This is a genomic window from Kineococcus gypseus (assembly GCF_050871305.1).
Classification (GTDB): Bacteria; Actinomycetota; Actinomycetes; order Actinomycetales; family Kineococcaceae; genus Kineococcus; species Kineococcus gypseus.
This window is the reverse complement of record NZ_JBJLRD010000028.1, coordinates 37,579-60,093: the sequence shown is the minus strand read 5'-3', so window position 1 is coordinate 60,093 and position 22,515 is coordinate 37,579. Positions and strand designations below refer to the sequence as shown.

Annotated in this window: 15 protein-coding genes; 1 reads left to right on the top strand and 14 read right to left on the bottom strand. The window is 77.6% G+C overall.

Annotated features, from left to right (window positions below; all coding sequences use genetic code 11):
- The first annotated feature begins 333 nt into the window (after window positions 1–333).
- A complete protein-coding gene (locus tag ACRYMN_RS12360; protein WP_432495439.1) occupies window positions 334–2,181 on the top strand; it encodes a family 43 glycosylhydrolase in 1,848 nt (615 codons plus the stop codon).
- A gap of 82 nt (window positions 2,182–2,263) precedes the next feature.
- Here the strand turns inward: ACRYMN_RS12360 and ACRYMN_RS12355 are convergent, their stop codons facing one another.
- From ACRYMN_RS12355 to ACRYMN_RS12290, 14 genes are all read right to left on the bottom strand, one after another.
- Window positions 2,264–2,932, bottom strand: coding sequence for a hypothetical protein (locus tag ACRYMN_RS12355; RefSeq protein ID WP_432495437.1), 669 nt, complete (start codon window positions 2,930–2,932; stop codon window positions 2,264–2,266).
- A gap of 60 nt (window positions 2,933–2,992) precedes the next feature.
- Entirely contained in the window at window positions 2,993–6,157 is a 3,165-nt protein-coding gene (locus ACRYMN_RS12350) for an arabinosyltransferase domain-containing protein (RefSeq protein WP_432495435.1), read from the bottom strand.
- Window positions 6,158–6,164: 7 nt separating this feature from the next.
- On the bottom strand, window positions 6,165–8,249 hold the full coding sequence (locus ACRYMN_RS12345) for an arabinofuranosyltransferase (protein WP_432495433.1): 2,085 nt from the start codon (window positions 8,247–8,249) through the stop codon (window positions 6,165–6,167).
- A 158-nt stretch (window positions 8,250–8,407) separates the two neighbouring features.
- Window positions 8,408–10,078 carry a SpoIID/LytB domain-containing protein gene (locus ACRYMN_RS12340; RefSeq protein ID WP_432495431.1) on the bottom strand — a complete coding sequence of 557 codons (1,671 nt, stop codon included), beginning with the start codon at window positions 10,076–10,078 and terminating at the stop codon, window positions 8,408–8,410.
- Window positions 10,079–10,109: 31 nt separating this feature from the next.
- The gene (locus tag ACRYMN_RS12335; protein ID WP_432495429.1) at window positions 10,110–11,318 is read right to left on the bottom strand and encodes a glycosyltransferase family 87 protein; all 1,209 of its coding nucleotides are present in this window, start codon (window positions 11,316–11,318) and stop codon (window positions 10,110–10,112) included.
- A complete protein-coding gene (locus tag ACRYMN_RS12330) occupies window positions 11,315–11,812 on the bottom strand; it encodes a GtrA family protein (RefSeq protein ID WP_432495427.1) in 498 nt (165 codons plus the stop codon). Before ACRYMN_RS12330 ends, ACRYMN_RS12335 begins: the two co-directional genes overlap by 4 nt.
- Window positions 11,809–12,678: a decaprenyl-phosphate phosphoribosyltransferase gene (locus ACRYMN_RS12325; protein WP_432495425.1), complete on the bottom strand. Its 870-nt coding sequence runs from the start codon at window positions 12,676–12,678 to the stop codon at window positions 11,809–11,811. The genes ACRYMN_RS12330 and ACRYMN_RS12325 overlap by 4 nt, the downstream gene beginning before the upstream one ends.
- Window positions 12,675–13,292 (bottom strand): phosphatase PAP2 family protein, encoded by a 618-nt coding sequence (locus ACRYMN_RS12320; protein ID WP_432495423.1) that lies wholly within the window; start codon window positions 13,290–13,292, stop codon window positions 12,675–12,677. The genes ACRYMN_RS12325 and ACRYMN_RS12320 overlap by 4 nt, the downstream gene beginning before the upstream one ends.
- Before the next feature lie 8 nt (window positions 13,293–13,300).
- Window positions 13,301–14,050: an ABC transporter ATP-binding protein gene (locus tag ACRYMN_RS12315; protein ID WP_432495421.1), complete on the bottom strand. Its 750-nt coding sequence runs from the start codon at window positions 14,048–14,050 to the stop codon at window positions 13,301–13,303.
- On the bottom strand, window positions 14,050–14,955 hold the full coding sequence (locus tag ACRYMN_RS12310) for an ABC transporter permease (RefSeq protein WP_432495419.1): 906 nt from the start codon (window positions 14,953–14,955) through the stop codon (window positions 14,050–14,052). Before ACRYMN_RS12310 ends, ACRYMN_RS12315 begins: the two co-directional genes overlap by 1 nt.
- A 5-nt stretch (window positions 14,956–14,960) precedes the next feature.
- Window positions 14,961–17,078, bottom strand: coding sequence for a glycosyltransferase (locus ACRYMN_RS12305; protein WP_432495417.1), 2,118 nt, complete (start codon window positions 17,076–17,078; stop codon window positions 14,961–14,963).
- Window positions 17,075–18,259, bottom strand: a complete 1,185-nt coding sequence (glf, locus tag ACRYMN_RS12300) for a UDP-galactopyranose mutase (RefSeq protein WP_432495415.1) — start codon at window positions 18,257–18,259, stop codon at window positions 17,075–17,077. Before glf ends, ACRYMN_RS12305 begins: the two co-directional genes overlap by 4 nt.
- A gap of 231 nt (window positions 18,260–18,490) precedes the next feature.
- Complete coding sequence (locus ACRYMN_RS12295; RefSeq protein ID WP_432495413.1) at window positions 18,491–20,503, bottom strand: DUF6541 family protein; 2,013 nt, start codon at window positions 20,501–20,503, stop codon at window positions 18,491–18,493.
- On the bottom strand, window positions 20,500–22,488 hold the full coding sequence (locus ACRYMN_RS12290) for a glycosyltransferase (RefSeq protein WP_432495411.1): 1,989 nt from the start codon (window positions 22,486–22,488) through the stop codon (window positions 20,500–20,502). Before ACRYMN_RS12290 ends, ACRYMN_RS12295 begins: the two co-directional genes overlap by 4 nt.
- Window positions 22,489–22,515 lie beyond the last annotated feature (27 nt).

The window sequence follows — 22,515 nt, the reverse complement described above, 5'->3', positions numbered from 1 at the left end:
CCCCTGGACCCATAAACCCCCGCCCCCCCCCCCCCCCCGGCGCCCCCCCCCCCCCCCACCCCCCCCCCCCCCCCCCCCCGCGCCCCCCCCCCCCCCCCCCCCCCCCCCCCCCCCCCGCCCCCCCCCCGGGGGCGCTCGTGCCGGTGGCGGGACCCTGCCGGTGTGACGCACGCCTCCGCCCGTGGACTGCCGATCACGCCCCGTGCTCGCGCAGGATGAGCGCCTGCCGTCCGGGCGCGGGCGGACCGTGCACGAACGGCCGCTCAAGGTGGGGCGCCGACGTGCCGATGCTCCTCGCGAGGCCCCCCCACGCACCGACCCGGAGGTACCCCCGTGCGTCCCACGTCCCGACTGCGCCGCCTCGTCGCCGCGGTCGCCGCAGGCGTGACCGCAGGCCTGGCGGTCTGCTCGCTGTCCACCGGCCCCGGCGCCGAGAGCGCCGTGGCGGCCGAACCGACGTGGTTCCAGCCCGGCGCCACCTGGACCGGCGACTTCGGCGACCCCACCGTCGTGCGCGTCGGCGGCACCTACTACGCCTACGCCTCCCCCGTCGGCGGGCGCGTGCTGCCCGTGCTGACCAGCACCGACCTGGTGACGTGGAAGGTGCGCGCGCGCTACTCCGACGACGGCCCGCCCGGGCGCCCCGGCTACTCCGTCGCCGGCGACCCGAAGATCCCCGGCGAGATCAAGGCCGCCCCGATGGACGAGTGGGGCAAGTACGACACCAACGACGCGCTGGTGCGCCAGGCCTCGTGGGGCGTCGTGCACCCGCAGGGTCCGTGGATCAACCGCGACTACTGGGCCCCGGGCGTCTTCAGCATCGGCTCGACCTGGTTCGCGTACTCCCCCGTGCGCGTCTCGCCCTCGCGCTTCTGCCTGACGGTCGCCTCCGCGCCCTCCCCGCTGGGCCCGTTCCGCGACATCAGCGGCGGCGGCCCGATCCAGTGCGAGGACGTGAACCAGGACCCCGGCGGGTCCATCGACCCGATGCCGTACCACGACGCGGCGAGCGGGCGGAACTACCTGCTGTGGAAGTCCTCCGGCAAGATCGCCTCCCACGCGTCCTCGATCAAGGCGGTGGAGCTGGACGGCAACGGCTTCCCGCGCCCGGGCGCGCCGGTGGTCAAGCTGCTGGAGACCGCCGCGAACTCGTGGGAGGGCCACACCATCGAGAACCCCTCGATGGTCAGCTTCGGCGGCACGACGTACCTGTTCTACTCCGGCAACCTCTCCGACCCGCTGGACGACCAGGGCCACAGCACCTACGCGTCCGGGTACGCGGTGTGCCCCTCCGGGCCGCTGGGCGCGTGCCACCGCGTGTCCTCCACGCCGCTGCTGGCCAGCGCCGGCGCCGCGCAGGGCCCGGGCGGTTCCTCCGGGTTCGTCGACGCGCAGGGCCGCCTGCGCATGGCGTACGCGACGTTCCGCCTGGGCGAGAACGTCGGCGGGCCCGTGCCGCACCCGCGCCGCATGAGCATCGCGACCCTGGTGCGCAACGGCGACGGCACCCTGCGCGTGGAGGGCGCGCCGATCAGCGCGACCCCCGACATCGCCGTCAAGTGGAGCTCGGTGGGCGGCGCGAACGGCTTCCTCGGCGCGCCCACCACCGCGATCCTGCCGACCCCGGTGAAGTCCGGGTACTTCCAGCACTTCCGCGGCGGCTCGGTGTACTTCTCCCCCGCCACCGGCTCGCACGTCGTGCGCGGCCTCATCCGCGACCGCTGGGCCGCGGCCGGCTGGGAGAACTCCTCGCTGGGCTTCCCCGTCACCGACGAGGTCGCCCTGCGCGGCGGCGCCTTCAACCACTTCCAGGGCGGTTCCGTCTACTGGTCGCCGGGCACCGGTGCCCGCGTCGTCAAGGGCCTGATCCGCGACGCGTGGGCCCGCAACGGCTGGGAGGCCGGGTTCCTCGGCTACCCGACCACCGACGAGACCCCGCTGCGCGGCGGCGGCGCGTTCAACCACTTCCGCGGCGGCTCGGTGTACTTCTCGCCGGCCACCGGCGCGCACAGCGTGCGCGGTCTCATCCGCGACGCCTGGGCCCGCCAGGGCTGGGAGGCCGGGCGCCTGGGCTACCCCACCTCCGGCGAGTACGACGTCGCCGGCGGCAAGCGCAGCGACTTCCAGGGCGGCTCGATCACCTGGACCCCGGCGCGCGGGGCGGTCGTCAGCTACCGCTGAGCGGCGCGGCGGCGCCGCCACCGTCAGGGCGTCAGGGCCCCGGCACCCGCGAGGGTGCCGGGGCCCTGCGTCGTCCCGGCCCTCAGCCGGCGGCCGCCTCCCGGCTCGCGCGCGCGGTGGCCCCCTCGTCGGGGGTGCGGGTGGCGACCTCGGCCACCCACGCCCGGGTGTCGGTGCACGCCCGGCGCGCGAGGTCGTCGTCCGCCCCCGGCTGGCCCGGCCCCGTCCCCAGCCCGCTCCAGGCGCGCCCGTGCTGCAGCGCGGTGTAGCGGATGCCCAGCCAGAACCCCGGTTCCTGCACCTGCAGGCCGTCCTCGTCGTCCTCGGCCTCGCGGGCGCGGTCGACCAGGACCTGGCTGACGTAGGCGCGCCCGTACCCGTCGACGCCCTCGAGGACCACGATGCGGGACCCGTCCTGCGACGGCGTGGGCGGCACCGCCACCGTGCACAGCTCCCGCGGCGCCCGCTCCGGCCCGGGAGCGCCCAGCGGGTCGTGCACGATGCCGCTGGACATCCCGGGGCAGCCGTCGTTCTCCTCGCACACCCGCTCCATCGCGGCCGGGGTGCGCTGCGCGGCCAGCGCGACGACGCCGGCGACCACCGCGCGCGCCTCCTCCTCGCCGACGGCGGCCACCGGCCCCCCGGCGCCGGCCGGCGCGCAGCCGCCGAGCGCGCCGGCCAGCAGCAGGGCGGCCAGGAGGGGGGCGAGGACCGGGACCGCCGGCGGCAGCGGTCGGCGGGGTGCGCTCACACCGGCGACCGTAGCGGTGCGCGGGCCGCGCCGGGCGGGTTCCGCGGCGGGCGCGCCCCGTCAGCGGTCGGGGTCCGCGGTGCCGTCGAGGTACTCCTGCGGGCTGGGGCCCGGGCCGGCGCCGTCCCACCAGCGCCACCCCGGCACGGTGCGCCGCCCCTCGCGCACGTCGTAGCGGCCCGGGGGCAGCTCGTACTCCACGCGCAGCAGGTCGCCCCACTCCCGGTACGGCGCCCCGGGCAGGAAACCGCGGTACGGCGTCAGGGTCGCCACCTCCGGCAGCGTGGAGTAGGTGCCGCCGCCGTCGATGACGGTGAGCATCGGGGTGCCCTCGAAGGTCGCGCTGCGCACCGCCCACCCGACCGGCTCGGCCATGCCGCCGGCCACCACCGGCGGGGCGTAGCAGGGCAGGTGCAGGCCGATCGGCCAGTCCACCAGCACCCGGGTGCCCGGCGGCACCGCCTGCGACAGGGTCTGCGCGGTGCGCCGGTACGGGTCCGTCACCGCCGGGGGCACCGCGTCCTGCGCGTCCTGGGCGCTCCCGGCGCCGGCGACGCCGTCCGCGGCGATCGCATCGGCGTCCACCCGCAGGCGCACCCTGGCCGCCACCGCCGTCGGCGGGGTGTCGCCCAGCGGGCCGAAGCCCACGCGGCGCCAGCCGCTCCCCGGCGGCAGCACCGCGGGCACCGGCAGGGACGCGCCGGCGGCGTCGGTGAACTCCACGAGCACCGCCGCGGGCGCGCCGAGGACGTCGAACGCCAGGGTGTCGGAGGGGCTGCGACCGCCCAGGTCCACCCACGGCGTGACGACCTCCGCGCCGGGCACGCCCGACCAGGCGCCCACCTGCGCCGGGGCGGTGGCCGGCAGGTCCTCGCGCTGCTCCGGCGTCGCCGCGGGAGCGGCCGGCCCCGGTGCGCCCGGTCCCGCGCCCGGCGCCGGGTCCAGCACCCGGGCGCCGGTCAGCGCCACGGCCGCGTCGGCGAAGCCGCACGAGCGCCCGGTCAGCGCCGGCCACGCGTCCGCGGCCACCGACCAGGTCCCCGACAGCCGCCGGGTCGCCGAGGCGACGCTCGCGGCCTGCGCGAGCACCGAGGCGACCAGGACGACGGCCACCGCGGCCACGACCAGCTCCGGCCACGCGTCGCGCACCGCGCCCCCCGCGCCCCCCACGCCCCCCGTGCCGCTCACGCCGCTCGCCCGGGCGCGCCGGCGGCGCACGGCGAGCACGGGCAGCACCACCAGCGCCGACAGCCCCGCCCACAGCAGCGGGTTGCCCAGCAGCTCGGGCAGCTCCGGCTCGACGCCGTAGGCGGAGTACTCCACCTGCGCGTCCGGGCCGTGGAAGGCCGCGCCGGCGACGACCACGACCGCGGCCCACAGCGCCAGCAGCGCCCAGCGCGTCGGGCGGCGGCGCACCAGGACGACGGCGCCGGTCACCGCCAGCAGCGTGCCCACCCCGGCCAGGGCGCCGAAGTGGTGCGACCACTTCGTCGGCGAGAGCGCCAGGACGGCGAAGCCGGTCCAGGCGGCGGCCACCGGGACCACCCACGCCACCCGCGCGGCGCGGGTGCGGGTGGCGCGCAGCAGCGCGGCGGTGACGCCCACGAGCAGCACGAGCGTGACGAGCACGACCACCTGGCGGGCGTAGCCGCGCTGGTTGGGGTCCACGCCCACCGTCAGGGCGGCGTAGCGCTGCGCCTCCTGCCACCACTCCAGGTTGGGTCCGACCTCGTCGTGCACGCGCAGCGAGGTCAGCGCGGTGGCCAGGGTCGCGTCGGCGAACACCAGCGGCGAGGAGGCGCTGGCGCACGCCAGCAGCAGCGCGGCCGTCGGCAGCGACCCCAGCCGCGAGGCGCGCACCAGCGGCCACCAGCGCGGGGCGAGCACGAGCAGCAGCACGGCGGCCAGCAGCCCCGAGGCCGTGACCGCCACCCCGACCCCGGCCGTCAGCGCCGCCGGCCCCAGCAGCCAGGCGCGCCGGCGCGCCACCGCCTCCAGCACGAGGGCCAGGGTCGCGGTGGAGACCAGCACGACCAGGCTCTCCGGGCGCGCGGAGGTGTTGAACGGCCACCACCACGCCAGCAGCACCACCGCCGCCAGGGGCCGGGTCCACGCCGGCGGGTCCTGCACGAGCCGGGGCAGCACCACCCGGGTGAGCAGCACCCACGTGGCGATCCCGCACAGCGCGGCCGGCAGGCGCAGCGCCCACGGCGCCGCCGACAGCTGCACCACGCCCGACAGCAGCAGCTGCTGCAGCGTGAAGGGGATCTCCGGGACGTTGAAGTAGCGCACGACGTTGCCCACGTAGCCGGTCAGCTCCACGCTGCGCGCCTCGAGGACGTAGTAGAAGTCGTCGGTGTGCAGCGGGCCCACGCCCGCCCACAGCACCAGCGCGCCGGCCACCGCCGCGTCGCTCAGCGCGGCCAGCGCGCGCCGCCACCAGCGCGGCGCCGCCGGGTCCAGGCGGAGCGGGCGGGCGGCGGCCGCCTCGTCCGCGGAGCGCTCGCGGCGCCGCAGCGGAGCGGGCCCGGCGGCCACCAGCAGCACGAGCAGCGCCAGCAGCACCAGCAGCGCGTGCGCCACCAGCAGCGCGACCTTCAGCAGCGCCGGGACGCTCTCGAAGCGCGCGTCGGGGTGGGCCACCAGGGAGGGGGCCGCGCCGTCCGCGGCGGTCAGGTCGGTGACCAGGGCGCTGACCTCGGGCACCGGCAGGCCCGGCGCGGACGCCAGCTCCTCCCCCGCCCCCGCCGGCGCGCCGCCGGGAGCGGCGCGCACGGTGGTGCCGTCCTGCGCGGCCACGACGCGCAGCACGCAGCCGGGCACCGCCAGGCGCGGGTCGTCGGCGGCCACGTCGAGCAGGTCGCGCCCGGAGGAGCGCACCAGCACGCGCCCGTCCGCGGCGGCCACGCTCAGCGAGCGGGCCCGCCCGCGCGCGGACCCCTCCGGGGCGGTGACCACCAGCGCGGTGCGCGCGCCCAGCGCGGTGCGCCCGGCCGCGGCCAGCGCGCTCGCGCACGGCACCTCGGCGCTGACGTCCAGCGGCCGGTAGGGCGCGAACAGCGCCGTGGTGGAGGTGGGCGCCTCGCCGGCGCGCGGCCAGACGACCTCCGGGGTGCTCACGAGCACGGGCGCCAGCGGCAGGGCCGCGGAGAGCACGCACGCCACGGCGGCCAGGAGCAGGGCGAGGGCGCGCGCGAGCGGGCGCGCCGGAGCGGCGGACGGCAAGGGCGCGTCAGCCGGCCGCGGCGGGGGCGGCGGGGGCGGCCGCGGCGAGCGCGCCGGGGTCGACGCCGACGACGACGAACGGGCCGGCGTCGGTGGACGTGAACGCCGGGTCCTCGAAGAGGGCGGGGTCGAACGTCACCGTCTCCCACGCCACGTTCGGCTCGGCCGGGAAGGTGTCGCGGGTCAGGCCCACCTGGTAGCCGTCCGCGGCGCGGCGCAGCACCAGCACGTCGGGCGCGGCGAACGGGCTCGCGGCCATCCGGCGCAGCAGCTCGCCCGGGTCGCCGGCGGCCGCCCAGGAGGCCACCTCGGCGCGGCGCGCGTCGAAGTCGGCCAGCGGGTTGGCGTAGTGGGCGGTGATCTGCTGGAAGCCGCGGTAGGGGCGGAAGGAGAAGACCTCGTAGTACGTGCTCAGCACGACCGCCCCGCCGGGGGCCAGGCCCTGCGCGGCCACCTGCGCGTCGACGGCGCGCAGCACCTCGTCCGTCCAGGCGCCGTCGAGGTCCTCGTCGGCCTGGCCGAGGGCGTTGGTGCCGTCCTCGGCGTAGTCGGTGTAGGCCTTGGTGATCTGGGGGGCGAGGTTCTGGGCCGTGGCCTGCAGGGGCACCACGAGCACCGCGGCGCCGGCGAGCGCGGTGAGCACCCGCGCCTCGGGCAGGCGGCCGCGGGCGCGCACCCGCTCCAGGGCCGCGGGCAGCGCCCGCCACAGCGCGGCCGCGCCCAGCGCGCCGGCGACCGCCGTGGTGGCCACCAGCACCGCCTCCATGCGGAAGGCCAGCAGGGTGGTGCGCGCCACCAGCGCGGCGGTGGACAGCAGGTACCACGCGTAGCACAGCGCGACGACGAGCAGCAGCGGCGCCGCGACGGCGTCGCGGCGCGCGGCGAGCACCAGCCAGGCGCAGCCCAGCAGCAGGAACGCCCCCCACGGGGTGGGCGCGAGCATCGGGGCGGGCAGCTGCGCGGAGATCAGCGGCAGGAAGTGCTGCGCGGCGGCGCGCCCGCCCCCGGCGGTGAGGACCTCCACGACGTACGGCGCCCACACCAGCAGCGCCAGCGCCGCCGAGACGACGGCCGCGAGCACGAGCGCGGGCACGCGGGTGCGCAGGGCCGCCGGCCCGGCCCCCGCGCGCCAGGCGGCGGCGCTGCGCACCGCGCACGCCAGCGCCACGACGAGGGCGGCGAAGCCGGCGTAGAGGGTGTACGTCATCGCCCCCAGGCCCAGCGCGACGCCCACCGCGACGGCCGCGGCGGTGCGGGCGCGGGCGGGCACGTCGCCGAAGGCGCGCCAGGCGACCACGGCCACCACCGGCACGAACGCGGCCAGGCACCACGAGTACGGCTCGTCGACGAACGGGCCGGCCAGGGCCGGGTGGACGCCGACGGCGACGGTGGCCAGCCCGGCGAGCAGGCCGCGGCGCGGGCCGACCAGGCGCGACCACGCCAGCAGCGCCAGCACCGGCACGACCGCGGAGGTGGCGATCCCGGCGGGCTTGAACGCCTCCCAGGCCGGGGTGCCGGTCAGGTCCGCGAAGCGACCGGCCAGCCAGAACCAGCCGCCCGGGTAGAAGGAGGGCAGGTCGGCGTAGTTCATGTCCGCCAGGTGCCAGTCGTCGGCCAGGCGGCCGAGGAACTGGGTGCGGAAGAGCTGGTCGTTGGTGTTGCCGCCGAGGTAGTAGCGGGTGCCGGCCAGCGGCACCGCCAGCAGCAGCGTCGCCAGCGCGGAGACGACCGGGACGGCGACCGCCTCGGTCCCGCGCCACCAGCGCCGCCGCGCGCACGCGGCCAGGACCGCGGCGACCACGACGACGAGCACCGCGGTGCTCGCGGCGGTGCCCGCGTAGGAGGGGGTGGGCGAGGAGAACAGCGGCGCGCCGTCGGGGCCGGCGCCCACCAGGCGCGCGGTCAGGGCGCCCACCGCGCGCTGCACGAGCAGGCTGACCGCACCGGCGACGACGGCACCGACGAGCAGGGCCGCGCCCAGCCGGGCGAAGCCGCCGCGCACCACGGCGTCGCGCGGACGCGGTCGCGGTGCCGGGGGCGGCACCTCACCGGCACCGGTCAGTCCCCCGCTCGCGCCAGCCACCTGCGTCACGCGTCACCCACCGCCTCGAGCGCCGGCCACGGTGACCGACCGGTACCCGAGGGTAGGCCACGGCGCGCCGGGGTCCGCCCCGCCGCGCGGGCGCGGGCCGGGGCCGCCGGTGCAGCCCGCCGGTGCAGCCCGCCGGCGCAGCCCGGCGGTGCGACCCGTCAGCGCAGGGCGACGACCGCCCCGCCGGCGGGGGTCCAGGTGATCGAGCCGCCCTGGAAGTCGCTGCGCTTGCCGCCGGGCACGTCGTACTCGTCGCTGGTGGGGTAACCCAGGCGCCCGGCCTCCCAGCCCTGCCGGGCCCACGCGTCGCGGATCGCGCCGCGCACCGCGCGCGCGCCCGTGGCCGGCGACCAGTACACCGAGCCGCCCTGGAAGTGGTTGAAGGCGCCGCCGCGCAGGGCGGTCTCGTCGGTGGCGGGGAAGCCGAGGTAGCCGTTCTCCCAGCCCAGCGCGCCCCAGCGCTCGCGGATCGCCCCGTGCACCTCGTGCGCGCCGGTGGCCGGCGACCAGTACACCGAGCCGCGCTGGAAGAGCTGGTAGGAGCCCTCCACCTGCGGCAGCGCCCACACCGGGGAGGTCGGCAGGCCCAGCACGCCGCCGGGGCCGCCGACGCGGCGCCAGGCGGCGTCGACCTCGGCGGTGCCGCCGGGCACGACCGCCCACCAGCTCGAGCGCAGGGTGCCGGCGAAGCGGGCCACCGCGGAGCCGGAGAGGGTCGCCTCGCCCGTGGTGCAGCGCACGACGAGGTCGGTGATGCGCCCGCCCCACTCGCCGTTGCCGTCGCGCCGGGTGATCGACAGGCTGCGCGGCTGGCCGCCGGCCGGGCAGCTGCGCGCGACGGCGGCCACGGGCAGCTGCGCCGTCCACCCCGCCACGGTGTCCTGGGGGACCTTCCCGGCGGGCGAGGAGAAGGGGTCGGGCGCGGCGCGCAGGTACGGCTTGCTGCCGGTGGCCGACCAGCCGCCGTTGCTGGAGGAGAACTGCGTGAAGGCCGCGGCGCCCTCGAACTCGCGGATCTCGCCGGCGGTGGCGCGCACGGCGGCGGTGGTGGCCGCCGGCTGCAGGTCCGTGACGGCGCCGGCGGCGGTGCGGGTGGCGGCGCCCTGGTAGACCTGGCAGGCCTCGGTGTCGCAGATGTCGTACCCGGACGAGGCCGGGCGCAGGGTCGACAGCGCGTAGCTGCGCGCGGCGACCGCCTGGGCCTTCAGGGCCTCGGGCGCGAACCAGGCCGGCGACTCGCGCGGCACCACGCCGAGCAGGTACCCCTCCAGGCCGATGACGTTGACCGGGGTGACGGGGGCGGCCAGCGGGAAGGTGACGGTGCCGGCGTAGCGGTTGCCGGAGCCGTCGAGGCGCTCGACCCACACGCCGTCGGCGCCGGTGACGGTGGGCGCGGCGGTGACGCGCTCGCTCCACACCTCCTGCCAGCCGGGCAGGAACGCGGTCAGCACCAGGGCGCCGCCGTCCCACGTCACGCGCAGGCGCTGGCCCTGCGGCACCTCGCGGGCGCCGACGCGCAGGGGTGCGGCGGTGCGGCTCTCCAGGAACACCTCGGGGCCGGCGAAGCGGGAGAGCTGCACGCGCACGGTGCGGTCGGGGCGGGTGGCCGCCCGGGTGCCCGGGTAGTACGCTTCGAGGATCTGGCGGTGGCCCTGGCCGGCGACGGCGCGCGACTGCGCGCCCCACTGCGACATGCCCCAGCCGTGCCCGAAGCCGTGGCCGGTGACGGTCCAGGCGCCCGAGGCCGGCGCCGGGTACGTCTCGGCCGCCTGGGCGACCGCGGCGGGCAGGGCGGACAGGGCGATGCCGGCGACCAGGGCGGCGGGCACGAGACGACGACGCACAGTGACCGAGTGTTCGTCAGGTGCTACCCATCGTCAAGGCACTCTCCTCACTCGTGACACTCCCGTGACTGACGGGGCGCTGCAGCACCAGCAGCCCCACGAGCACCAGCAGCGACAGCGGGCGCGACTGGGCCAGCAGCGCCCCCGCCGGGCCGGGCAGGGCCGCCGCCAGCTGCAGCACGGGCAGCACCCACAGCACCAGCACCACCGCGCCCGCCACGCGCTCGCGCCGCTCGCGGGGGGGCCAGCCCGCGGCCAGCACCACCGCCGCCAGCGGCGCGGCCAGCGCGTGGTGGCTCCACGCCACCGGGCTGGCCAGGCACGTCAGCAGGCTGACCACCAGGCCCCAGCGCACCCGCGCGGGCACCCCCGGCTCGGCCGGCTCCCCCGGCACGGGCGGGCGCAGCAGCACCAGCGCCACCAGGGCCACCAGCACCGCGGCCAGCACCGCCCCCGCCTCCGGGGCCAGGTGCCCGGGCACGCCCGCGTGCGCCAGCCCCCCGGCCAGGGAGTTGTTGCTCGTCGTGCCCGGCCGGCCCACCCGCCCCGAGCGCCACAGCAGGTCCAGGAAGTAGCTGCGCCAGGACGCCGGCGCCGCCAGCGCCCCGGCCGTGGTCAGCGCCGCGCCCACCACCACCACCCCCAGCGCGAAGCGCCGCCACGGGCGCGAGGCGCCCAGCAGCAGCACCAGCGCGGGGGTGACCTTCACCGCCCCGGCCGCCCCGGCCAGCAGCGCGCCCAGCCGCGGCGAGCGCCCGGCCAGCGCCGCACCGCCCACCAGGGCCAGCACCACCAGCGGGCTGATCTGCCCCAGCACCAGCGCCTCGCGGAAGGGGTCGCTGACCACCACCAGCGCCAGGGCCGCCGGCACCAGCGCCGGGGGCACCCCGCCGGCGCGCAGCAGCCGGTGCCCGCCGGCCACGACGGCCACGACGAGCACCGCGTCCCAGGCGAGCAGGTCCACGCCCACCGGCAGCAGCAGCAGCGGCACGAAGAGGACCGCCGCCACCGGCGGGTAGACGAAGTAGTGCCCGCGCTCGGTGGCGCGGTGGTACAGGTCGCGCCCGGCCAGCAGGTCCTCGGCGCCGTCGCGGTATACGCCGAGGTCGTAGCCGCGCTGCCAGCCCTCGGTGCCCACGCCGGTCACCAGCACCACCGCGCACCAGGCCAGCGCGAGGGCCAGGGGGACCCAGCGCAGGACCGGCCGGGGGGCCGGGCGGCTCACGAGCGGTCGGGGAAGACGAGCGAGCGGAAGGTCAGGAAGCGGAAGACGGTGGCCAGCGCCATGCCGACGAGGTTGGAGGAGACGTTGTCCGCCAGCGGCGAGGTCAGCCCCAGCACGTGCCGGGAGAACCACAGGCAGCCCACCTGCAGCAGGGCGGCGACCACGCTCAGCAGCAGGAACACCGCGTACTCGCGCCCCGGGTGCTCCGAGCGCCGGTCGCGCCAGGTGTAGTAGCGGCTGCCCAGGAACGCCACGGCGATGGCCACGACGCTGGAGACGACCTTCGACCACAGCGAGGGCACGTCCAGCACGAGCAGCAGCAGGTTGAAGACGGCCACGTCCACGAGGTAGGCCGCGCCGCCGGTGACGAGGAAGCGCAGCACCTCCTGCACCCGGTGGTGGCGCCACGCGGCGGCGGCACCGCCCGCACCGCCCGCCGCGCCCTGCGCGGGGCCGGGCGCGGCGGGGGCGCCCAGGTCCTCCTCGCGGCTCACGCGTACACCGCCAGCAGCAGCACGCCCACCCACGCCAGCGCCAGGGCGAGCAGGACCCGGTCGTGCAGGGCGAGGTCCTCCGGCTCCTCGGCCTCGCCGCGGTCGACGTCCACCGCGTAGCGCAGCACCGCCAGCACGAACGGCACGACGGAGACGACGGCCCAGCGGGTGCTGACCTCGTCGAGGACGGTGAACGCCCACAGCGAGTAGGCGGTGACGAGGACGGTGGCCGAGAGCGTCCAGACGAAGCGCAGGTAGGTCTGGGTGTACCGCTGCACCACCCGGCGCACCTGCCGGCCGGTCGCCTCGCCCTGGCGCGCCTCGGCGTAGCGCTTGCCGGCGGCCATGAACAGCGAGCCGAAGGCCGTCGTCAGCAGGAACCACGACGACAGGGTGATCCCGGCGGCCACGCCGCCGGCGAGGGCGCGCAGCAGGAACCCGGAGGCCACGCAGGCCAGCTCCACGACGGGCTCGTGCTTGAGGCCGAAGCAGTACGCCAGCTGGATCACGGCGTACACCGCCATGACGACGAGCAGGTCCAGGTCCCACAGGGCCGAGCCGGCCAGGCCGACGGCGAAGAGGACCCCGGCCGCGGCGTAGGCGGTGCCCGGGGAGACCACCCCCGCCGCGATGGGCCGGAAGCGCTTCTTCGGGTGGGCGCGGTCGGCCTCGACGTCCTTGGCGTCGTTGACCAGGTACACGGCGCTGGCCACGACGCAGAACGCGGCGAAGGCGATGGCCGCGCCCGCGAAGGCGCGCCCGTCGAGCTGGGAGGCGCCGGCGGGCAGCAGCGGGGCGACGACGAGGACGTTCTTGATCCACTGGTGGGGCCGCGCGGTCCTGACGAGCCCGGTGACGGCGTTCACGCGCGCCGCTCCCCGAGCAGGCGCTCGGCCACCGGCTGCCCGGCCAGGGCCACCAGGGCGCCCAGCGCCGAGCCGGCGGCCACGTCGCTGGGGTAGTGCACGCCCACGACGATGCGCGAGAGCGCCATCGCCGGCACCAGCGGCGCCATCTTCCCGCGGCCGACGAGCGCGCCGAAGGCGACGGCGGCGGCCGCGGTGGAGGTGGCGTGCGAGCTCGGCAGGCTCCAGCGGCTGGGCGTGCCGGCGCGCACCGCGACGTCCGGGTGCGAGGGGCGCACCCGGCGGGTCAGGCGCTTGACGACGACGCTGCTGCCGTGGGCGGCCACGACGGTCGCCGTCGCGGCGAGCCAGCGGCGCCGGCGCGGGCGGTCGACCAGCGCGCCCAGCGCGCCGCCGGCGATCCACACCGCGGCGTGCTCGCCGGCCAGGCTCATCAGCTGCGCGGTGCGCACCGTGGCCGGCTGCGACAGCGCGCGCTGCGCGGCGATCATCAGGCGCAGCTCGGCGGTCGTCGGCACCGGCCCCTCGGGCGGGCCGTCGACGCCGGCGACGGCCCCGCGGGCCGCCCCCGGCCCCTGCGCCGCCGGGTCGTGCCGCTCCTGCTGCTCGTCCATGGGTCCCTTCACGTCCGCAGCCGTCCCACGGCTGAGTGGATGTCCTCGTCGGCGAGCAGGCGCCCGTGCTCCAGCACCACGCCGCGCTCGCACAGCTCCTCGACCATGTCCAGGTCGTGGCTGACGATGACGAGGGTGCGGCCCTCGTCGCGCAGCTCGCGCACGCGCGCCAGGCACTTCTGCTGGAACGGGGCGTCGCCCACCGCGAGGATCTCGTCGATGAGGAAGATCTCCGGGTCGGTGTGCACGGCGACCGCGAAGGCCAGCCGCAGGAACATCCCGGAGGAGTAGAACTTCACCTCGGTGTCGATGAAGCGCTCGATCTCGCTGAACGCGACGATGTCGTCGAAGCGGCGGGCCGTGGTGGCCTCGTCCATGCCCAGGATCGCGGCGTTGAGGTAGACGTTCTCGCGCCCGGTCAGGTCCGGGTGGAAGCCGGCGCCGACCTCGATGAGCCCGGCGATGCGCCCGCGCACCAGCACCCGGCCGGTGTCGGGCGTCATGACGCCGGAGATCAGCTTGAGCAGGGTCGACTTGCCCGAGCCGTTCAGCCCGAGCAGCGCGACCGTCTCGCCCTCGGCGACGGTGAGGTCCACGCCGGCGAGGGCGTCGAAGGAGTTGCCGAGGTCCTTGCCGCGCAGGGCGGAGACGGCGAGGTTCTTCAGGCTGCGGTCGTGGCGCAGGTGGAAGCGCTTGCCCACGCCCTCGACGCGGATGCTCGTGCGGGTGCGCGGCGCGGCGGCGACGGGTCCGGTCATCACAGCTCCTGCGCGAAGCGGCCCTCGAGCCGCCGGAAGGTGAACTGCCCGGCGGCCAGGACGGCCAGGGCGACCAGCAGCGCCAGGCCGCCGTGCCAGAGCAGGTCCGGCGGCAGCGTGGCGGCCGGGCCGCCGTCGGGGCGGGTGGCGCCGAACCAGAACGCGTAGTGGAACAGCTCCACGCCGCTGGTGACCGGGTTCAGCTGGTAGAGCTGCCACAGCCAGCCGGGCAGCTCCTGCTGCACGAGGTTCCACTGGTACAGCACCGGCGAGGTCCAGGTGACGACCAGCAGCATGAGGTCGACGATGTTCTCGAAGTCGCGGAAGAGCACGTTGATCGAGCCGAAGAACAGCCCCAGCCCGGTCGCCAGCACCGCCACGACCACGAAGCCGAGCACCCCGGACAGCAGCTGCCACACCGTCGGGCGCCACCCGGACACCAGGGTGCCCAGCAGCAGGATGACCAGCTGCGGCAGGAAGTGCACCGCGGCCACCCACGCGGAGCTGACCGGGAACAGCTCGCGCGGCAGGTAGATCTTCTTCACGAGCGCGGCGTTGCCGGTCACCGAGCGCGTGGCGTTGCCGAACGCCTCGGAGAAGAAGTTGATGACGACGATCCCGGAGAACAGGTAGACGGCGTAGTCCTGGATCGCCTCGTTCTGCTGCAGGAAGACGCCCAGCGCGAAGTAGAAGACGCCGAACTGCACCGCGGGCTTGACGTAGCTCCACAGCAGCCCCAGGAACGAGCCCTGGTAGCGCACCCGCAGCTCCTTGCGCACCAGGAGCTTGAGCAGGTACCGCCGCTCGAGGACGTCGAGCAGCCCGCGCCCGCGCCCGGGCACGGTGAAGCCGTCGAGGTCCTCGCCCGTGCGGGGGCCGGCCGCTCCCGGCGACCCGGCGACCACCCCGCTCAGCGCTCCTCTCCCGCACCCGTCAGCGCGGCGTCACCGGCCTCCTCGGCACCGGCCCCGCCGGCCGCGCCGTCGGCACCGCCCGCGCCGGGGGTCACCGGCTGCGGCGCGGGCACGGCGCCGGCGTCGAAGACGGCGTCCCACGCCTGCGGGGAGGTGAAGCGCGGAAGCGCCGCGCGGTAGGCGGCGGACAGCTCGTCCCAGCGCGCCCACAGCTGGCGGTGCGCCTCGGCGCTGCGGCGCAGCAGGTCGCGGAAGGTGCGCGGGTCGCGCCGGTACCAGGCGGCGGCCGTGCCGTCGGCCGTGGAGACGACCGCGGAGTCGTAGTGCGCCAGGCGCCACCAGGTGGAGTCCATCGCGGCGACCTGCTTCTCCGGGCGCTCGAGCGCCGCCGGGTCCGGCGCCGTCAGGTGCCGGGCCACCACGGCCGCGGCCCAGGGCAGCAGCGTGTAGCGGTTCGGCGAGGACGGCTCCTTGCCCTTGCGCGGCGGCTTGCGCTGGTGCGGTGCGGGGAAGGCGTCGACGTCGGTGGAGGCGCGCGCGTCGCTGAAGTCCTTGCGGGCCGCGCGCACCTCGGCGGTGCGGGTGGGCAGCGTGGCCAGCAGGTGGTCGGGCCCGGAGAGCACGTCCTGCAGCGCCATCAGGCGCAGCACCTCGGTGGAGTACTGCATGGAGATCAGGTGCTTGACGTCGGTGAAGACGCTCTCGCGGAAGATGCGCCCGCCGCGCGGGTAGGGCGAGTGCAGCAGCGCGGCCACGACGCGGTTGCGCTCGTGGAAGTACGCCTGCCAGTCGGTGCCGTCGTCCTTGTCCAGCCAGGAGACGTGCCACACGGCCGCGCCGGGCAGGCTGACCGTGGGGAAGCCGGCCTCGGCGGCGCGCAGGCCGAACTCGGCGTCGTCCCACTTGATGAACACCGGCAGCGAGAGCCCGACCTCGCGGATCACCGAGACCGGGATCAGGCACATCCACCAGCCGTTGTAGTCCACGTCGACGCGCTTGTGCATCCACGGCGTCGCGCGCAGGTTCTGCGCCGACAGGTCGTGGCGCTCGTGCACGCCGGGCACCGAGCCCCAGAAGAAGCGGTACCTGTCGATGCGCTCGCCCAGCGAGTGCATGACGCTGCGGTCGTACATGTCGAACATGTGCCCGCCGACGACGGTGGGCGTGCGGCACGCCTGGGCGAACCGCAGGGCCCGCAGCACGCCCTCGGGCTCGACGACGATGTCGTCGTCGAGCAGCAGCACGTGCCCGCTGCGGCCCTCGCGCAGGGTCTCGCGCATGCCGCGCGAGAAGCCGCCCGAGCCGCCCAGGTTGGCCTGGCGCACGACGCGCAGCTGCTCGCCGAGCTCGGCGGCGACCTCGTCGAAGCCGGGCTGGTCGGAGACCAGCTGCGTGCCCTGGTCCACGACGAAGACGCGGTCGAGCACGGCGCGCACCTCGTCGGCACCGGCCAGCGCGCGCAGCAGCGCCAGGCAGTAGTCGGGGCGGTTGAAGGTCGTGATCGCGATGGACAGCGTCGAGGCCGGCGCCGGGACCTCCTCGGCCACCTGCCACTCCGCGGCCACCAGCGCGGTCTCGCCGGCGCCGGCGGCCACGTCGAACCAGTACCAGCCGCCGTCGCCGAAGGCGGCCAGCGGCAGCTCCGCCAGCAGCGGCTCGCCCGGCGCCACCGGGCGCGAGGTCACCCGCTGGCGCAGCCCGCGCGCGTTGGACTTGTAGACCGTCACCGTGCCCGGCGCGGCGAGCTCCACGCGCAGGCGCACCGCGCTCGCGGTGGTCCAGCGCCGCCAGTAGGCGGCGGGGAAGGCGTTGAAGTAGGTGCCGAAGGACACGCGGCTGCGCGCGTCGACCACGAGGCCGCGGCGCCCGCGCACGTTCTCCGAGCGGCCCTCCTGGCGCACCGCGAACGCGGACGGGCCCGCCTCGGCGTCGGCGCCGCCGCCCAGGGAGGCGGCGTCGTCGCCGGGGCGCCCCGCCGAGGCGCCCGAGGTGGCCACGGCCGAGTCGTAGTCGACGTACAGGGCCAGGTCGTCGGCGTCCGGGTCCTGCGGCAGCACCACCCGGTGCACCGTGCGCCAGGTCGCGCCGGGCAGCTCCACCAGCGTCGTGCTCACGCGTCCACCCCGCCGCTCGTCAGCTTCGCGCTCCCGCCGAAGTGCGGGGCGAGCTTGTTGTCCACCGTGGACAGCGCGGCGCCGATGGCCATGTGCATGTCCAGGTACTTGTAGGTCCCCAGCCGGCCGCCGAAGAGCACGCCGTCCTCGCCGCGGGCCAGGTCGCGGTAGGCCAGCAGGCGCCGGCGGTCGGCGGGGGTGTTCACCGGGTAGTACGGCTCGTCGCCGCGGGCGGCGAAGCGCGAGTACTCCTTGACGACCACGGTGGCGTCGCGGGTGTAGTCGCGCTCGGGGTGGAAGTGGCGGAACTCGTGGATGCGCGTGTAGGGCACGTCCTCGTCCGCGTAGTTCATCACCGGGGTGCCCTGGAAGTCGCCCACCGGCAGCACCTCCTGCTCGAAGTCGAGCGTGCGCCAGGTCAGCTCGCCCTCGACGCGCTCGAAGTACTCGTCGACCGGGCCGGTGTAGACCACCGGCACCTGCCCGACGACGGCGTCCTTGGACAGCTCGCCGGGGCGCAGGAAGTCGGTGTCCAGGCGCACCTCGACGCCCGGGTGGTCCGCCAGCCGCTCCAGCCACGCGGTGTAGCCGTCCACCGGCAGGCCCTCGTGCGTGTCGTTGAAGTAGCGGTTGTCGTACGTGTAGCGCACCGGCAGGCGGGTGACCGTCTCCCCGGGCAGCTCGCGCGGGTCGGTCTGCCACTGCTTGGCGGTGTACCCGCGGAAGAACGCCTCGTACAGCGGGCGCCCGATCAGCGAGATCGCCTTGTCCTCGAAGTTCTCGGCGGTGGCGGTGTCGACCTCGCCGGCCTGCTCGGCCACCAGGGCCCGCGCCTCGGCCGGGGACATCGCCTTGCGGAAGTACTGGTTGATCGTGGCCAGGCTCACCGGCATCGGGTACACCTCGCCGCGGTACGTGGAGTACACGCGGTGCACGTAGTTCGTGAACCGGGTGAAGCGGTTGCAGTACTCCCACACGCGCTCGTTGGAGGTGTGGAACAGGTGCGCGCCGTAGCGGTGCACCTCGATGCCGGTGGTCGGCTCGGCCTCGGAGTAGGCGTTGCCGCCGATGTGGGACCGGCGCTCGAGCACGAGGACCTTCAGGCCCAGCTCCTCCGCGCACCGGCGCGCGACGGTCAGGCCGTAGAAGCCGGACCCGACCACGACCAGGTCGGCGTTCACCGCGACCCCCCACCGCGCCGCGACGGGACGGGCGCGCACTCCTGCGACAGGCTGTACCTAGGCATGATGCCGCTCAGGGTAACGGCCCGCCGCCGGGGCCGGGGCCAGGCGCGCCCGCCCCCGCCGCGCGCGCACGCCGCGCGCACACCGCCCGCACACCGCGCGCACCGGCCCGCGCACCGGCCCGCGCACCGGCCCGCGCACCGGCCCGCGCACCGGCCCGCGAGGTCGTCAGCCGCAGGCGGTGATCCGGTACAGCACCGCCCCGCCGCCCGCGGCGACCGGCTCGAAGCCCGGCCGGCCCTGGAAGAGGCGGAAGGCGGTGTAGCCGGCCGGCTCCAGGCGCGGCGGGCGCCACAGCTGCCCGTCGTCGAGGACCCAGCGCACGCGGTGGCGCTGCAGCGCCGGGCACACCGCCGGGTCCACCCCGGCGTCCTGCAGGTGGTCGGCCAGGAAGACCCAGTCCGCCGGGTAGCCGCCGCGCAGGTGCGGGTAGAGCACCTCGGCGCCGGAGAGCGCGTAGGCGAAGGCGCTGCCGTCCCACGGGGTGCCGGCGACCACGTCGCCGGCGGGCACGTACCGGCCCAGCCCCTCCAGGAAGCGCTGCTCGGCGAGGGTGACCAGCGAGTTGCGCGGGTGCTCGGCGGCCTCGACGTTGGCCTTGGCCAGCTGGGCGGCGTTGCCCCGCACCTGCGGCACCGTCCCCGCCAGCGCCAGCAGCGCGGCCACCGCGACCGCGGCGCGCCGGGCCCGGTGCGCCGGGCGCAGCGCGCGCGCCGCCAGCCGCCCCAGCGCGCAGGCGCCCAGCACCGCCAGCGCGGTGCCGGTGACCGGCAGGCTGGCCGCCAGCCGGCCGCGGTCGTTGTACCAGGGCCCGGTCAGCAGCGAGGACAGCGGCGAGTCCACCGAGGCGGCCAGGACGTCCAGGGCGGCCACGACGACGTGGCCGACCACCAGCCAGCGCCAGCGCGTGCGGGTCGCGGCCACCACGGCGCCCACCAGCACCAGCGCGCCCACGAGCCAGCTGGCCCCCGAGCCCGCCGGCGCGCCGCGCACCGCCTCGAGCAGGGCGCGCGCGACGCCCCGGGTGGCCGGCCAGTCCGCCGCGGCCATGCGGCGCAGCGAGGGCGAGGCCACCACCACGGCGGCCGCGGCGGCCAGCACCGCCAGGGCCGTCACGGCCAGCACCGCGCGCTGCTCGCCGTCGCCGCGCCAGGGCAGCAGCAGCCCCGGCAGCGCGGAGACCACCGCCAGCACCACGGCCAGCAGCAGGGCCACGAAGAACGCCCCCGGGTGCGCCAGCGCGCAGGCGCCGGCCGCCGCGGCGGCCACCACCAGCGCGCGCGGGCGCTCGCCGGGCACCGCCGGGCCCGGCGCCGCGCGCCCGCCCGCGGCCAGGACCAGCGCCCCCAGCACCGCCGGCACCAGCGCGGTGCCCAGCACGAAGGGCCACAGCCCGCCGCGGTCGACGTACCAGGGGAAGGCGACGAAGCCCTGCGCCAGCACCGGCGCCAGCAGCAGCGGCAGCGGGCGCGCGCCCAGCACGGCGCGCACCAGCAGCCCGGCCGACAGCGACCACACCACGCCGGGCACGGCGACGACGAGGGCGTCGGCGGCGGGCACCGGCGCGGTGGGCCCGGCCACCAGGGCGGCCAGCCCGTGCCAGGCGGACGGGTAGAAGCCGCCCGTCTCCCGCTCGGTCAGGCGCGCCACGTCGAACGGGGAGGCGCTGCCGGTCCGCAGCACCCACCGCACCGCGTTGAGGTGGAAGATCGTGTCGAAGGCCTGCGAGACGACGTCCGGGCGGCCGAGCCCGCGCACCGCGGTGGCGCAGGCCAGCGCGGTGCCGGCCAGCGTGCCGGTCAGCAGCGCCGCGACGGCCCGGCCCTGCCCGGCCCACGGCCCCGGCGCGGGGCCCGCCGGTGCCCGCGCCGCGGCGCGGGCGCGGCGGTGCACCAGCCGCGGGGCCAGCCGGCCGGCGAGCGCGGCCGCCGCGGCCGCCGCGGCGGTGGCCAGCGCCACCGCCGGCGGCCCCCAGCGCAGCCCGGCCGCCGGCGCCACCAGCGCGCACGCGGCCAGCACCGCCACCGTCAGCGCGGGCGCGGCGGCCACGAGCAGGACGCCGCGCAGCCGCAGCGCCCAGCCCACCAGCAGCCCGGGCAGCACGCAGGCCGCGACGGCCAGCGCCAGGACGGGCAGGGCGGCGGCCCACTCCGCCGGGGTCGCCGTGGTCGCGACGCTCACCGGGGCAGCCGCTCCGGGCGCGAGCGGGCGATGAGCCGGCGGTAGGCGACGGTGCGCACGCGGGCGGGCACGAAGCGGTAGCCGCCGCGCACGACGACGTTGCGCACCGCCTGCCCGCGGGTGGTGAAGCCCTCCGCGCGCAGGTGCCGCTGCAGGGCCAGCTCCGAGCGCCACAGCCGCACCCCGCCGCGCCGGGCGTAGGAGCCGGCGGCGGCGTCGGCGCCCACGCGGTACTTCACCAGCGGCTCGGGCAGGTTCTCGCAGCGCGCGCCGGCGGCGATCATCCGCGCGAAGAGCCAGTAGTCCTCCATGAGCGGCAGGTCGCGGTACCCGCCGGCCGCGGCCACCGCGGAGCGCCGGTAGACCACCGTGGGGTGGTTGAAGGGGTCGTGGAAGCGCGCGTAGGCGGCGATGCGCTCCCCCGTCGGCGGGGTGCGCCGGCCCACCACGTCGTCCTCGTCGGCGCCGATCTCCCACAGCCCGGTGCCCACGAGGTCCGCGCCGGCGGCCAGCAGCGGCAGCTGGCGCGCGAAGCGCTCGGGCAGGCTGACGTCGTCGGCGTCCATGCGGGCCACCACGTCGTGCCGGCACGCGGCCAGCCCGGCCTCCAGCGCGGCGGCCAGCCCGGCGTTGCGCGCCAGCTCCACCACGCGCACCGGCACGCCCGCCGCGCCGGCCCCGGCCAGCTCGCCCAGCAGGGCGGCCAGCGGCGCCGGCACCGGGCCGTCGCGCACGACGACGAGCTCGTCGGGGCGCAGCCGCTGGTCGGCGGTGACGCTGCGCACCGCCCGGCGCACCTGCTCGGCGTCGTCGCGCGCCCACACCGGCAGCAGCACCGAGAAGGGGGGCAGCTCGCCCGGCGGCAGCGGCGCGGCGGGCGCCACGCGCCCGGCAGCCCGCCCGGCGCCCCGCGCGGCGGCCTCGACGGCGGCGACGTCCTCGCTGACCTCCCCCAGCCCGGCGAGCACCGCCTCGGTCGGCGCCGGCGCGCGCAGCGCCTCGGCCAGCCCGCGCACCAGCCCGCGCGCGAGGACCCCGCGCGCGGAGGAGCCGCGCACGGTGCGGCCCCAGCGCAGCAGCGTCGCCCCGCCGTACAGGGCGGTGTCGCGCGCGCCCAGGGTGCGGTACCGGGTGAACAGCCACGCCTTGTTGCGCACCTCGAAGCGGAAGCGCTCCCCCGGGTCGGCGTCGGTGCCGCCGAAGGCGCGGGTGCGGTGCTCGACCACGCTGGCCGGGGCGTGCACGCCGCGCGCGCGGCGCAGCAGCCGGGTGGTGAACTCGAAGTCGTCGTTCCACAGGAAGAACGCCGCGCGCGGCAGCCCGGAGGCGCGCACCGCGTCGGCGTCGACGAGGGCGGCCACGAAGGAGGCGGAGCGGATCGGGGTGCAGCCGGCCGCCGCGGCGGCCTCGCGCTCGGCGCGCGGGGCGCCCGGGCGCGGGCGCGGGGTGTTCATCGGGTGCTCGCGCCCGTCGGTCCACACCACGCGGCTGGCCACGACGACCGCGCCGGTGGCCTCGCGCGCCGCCAGGGCGGCGGCCAGGGCGCCGGGGCGCGCGACGGTGTCGTCGTCCATGAGCCAGACGGCGTCCGCGCCGTGCCGGCGCAGCGCGCGGGCCAGCCCGGCCGCGAAGCCGCCGGCGCCGCCGGTGTTGCGCTCCAGGCGCACCAGGTCCACCGGGAACGGCGCCCCCGCGCCCCAGGCGCGCACCGCCGGCGAGGTGCCGTCGGTGGAGGCGTTGTCCACCACGACGAGCGCGTCCGGGCGGCGCGTCTGCGCCGCCAGGGCGGCCAGCGCCTCCAGCAGCAGCTCGCGGCGCTGGTGCGCGACGACGACGGCCACGACGCGACCCCCGCCGGCCCCGCCGGCCCCGCCGGCCCCGCCGGCGGGCTCGGGGGTCGGCCCGGGGGTCGGCTCGGGGGTCGGCCCGGCGGGCTCGGTGGCGGGCTCGGCGGCGGGCTCGGCGGCGCGGGGGTCGGCGGGCACGGCGCCAGCCTCCCAGGCGCGCGCGGC

Coding starts and splice junctions, on each gene's coding strand:
- ACRYMN_RS12320 (WP_432495423.1), bottom strand. CDS start 13,292: ATGGACGAGCAGCAGGAGCGGCACGACCCGGCGGCGCAGGGGCCGGGG.
- ACRYMN_RS12315 (WP_432495421.1), bottom strand. CDS start 14,050: ATGACCGGACCCGTCGCCGCCGCGCCGCGCACCCGCACGAGCATCCGC.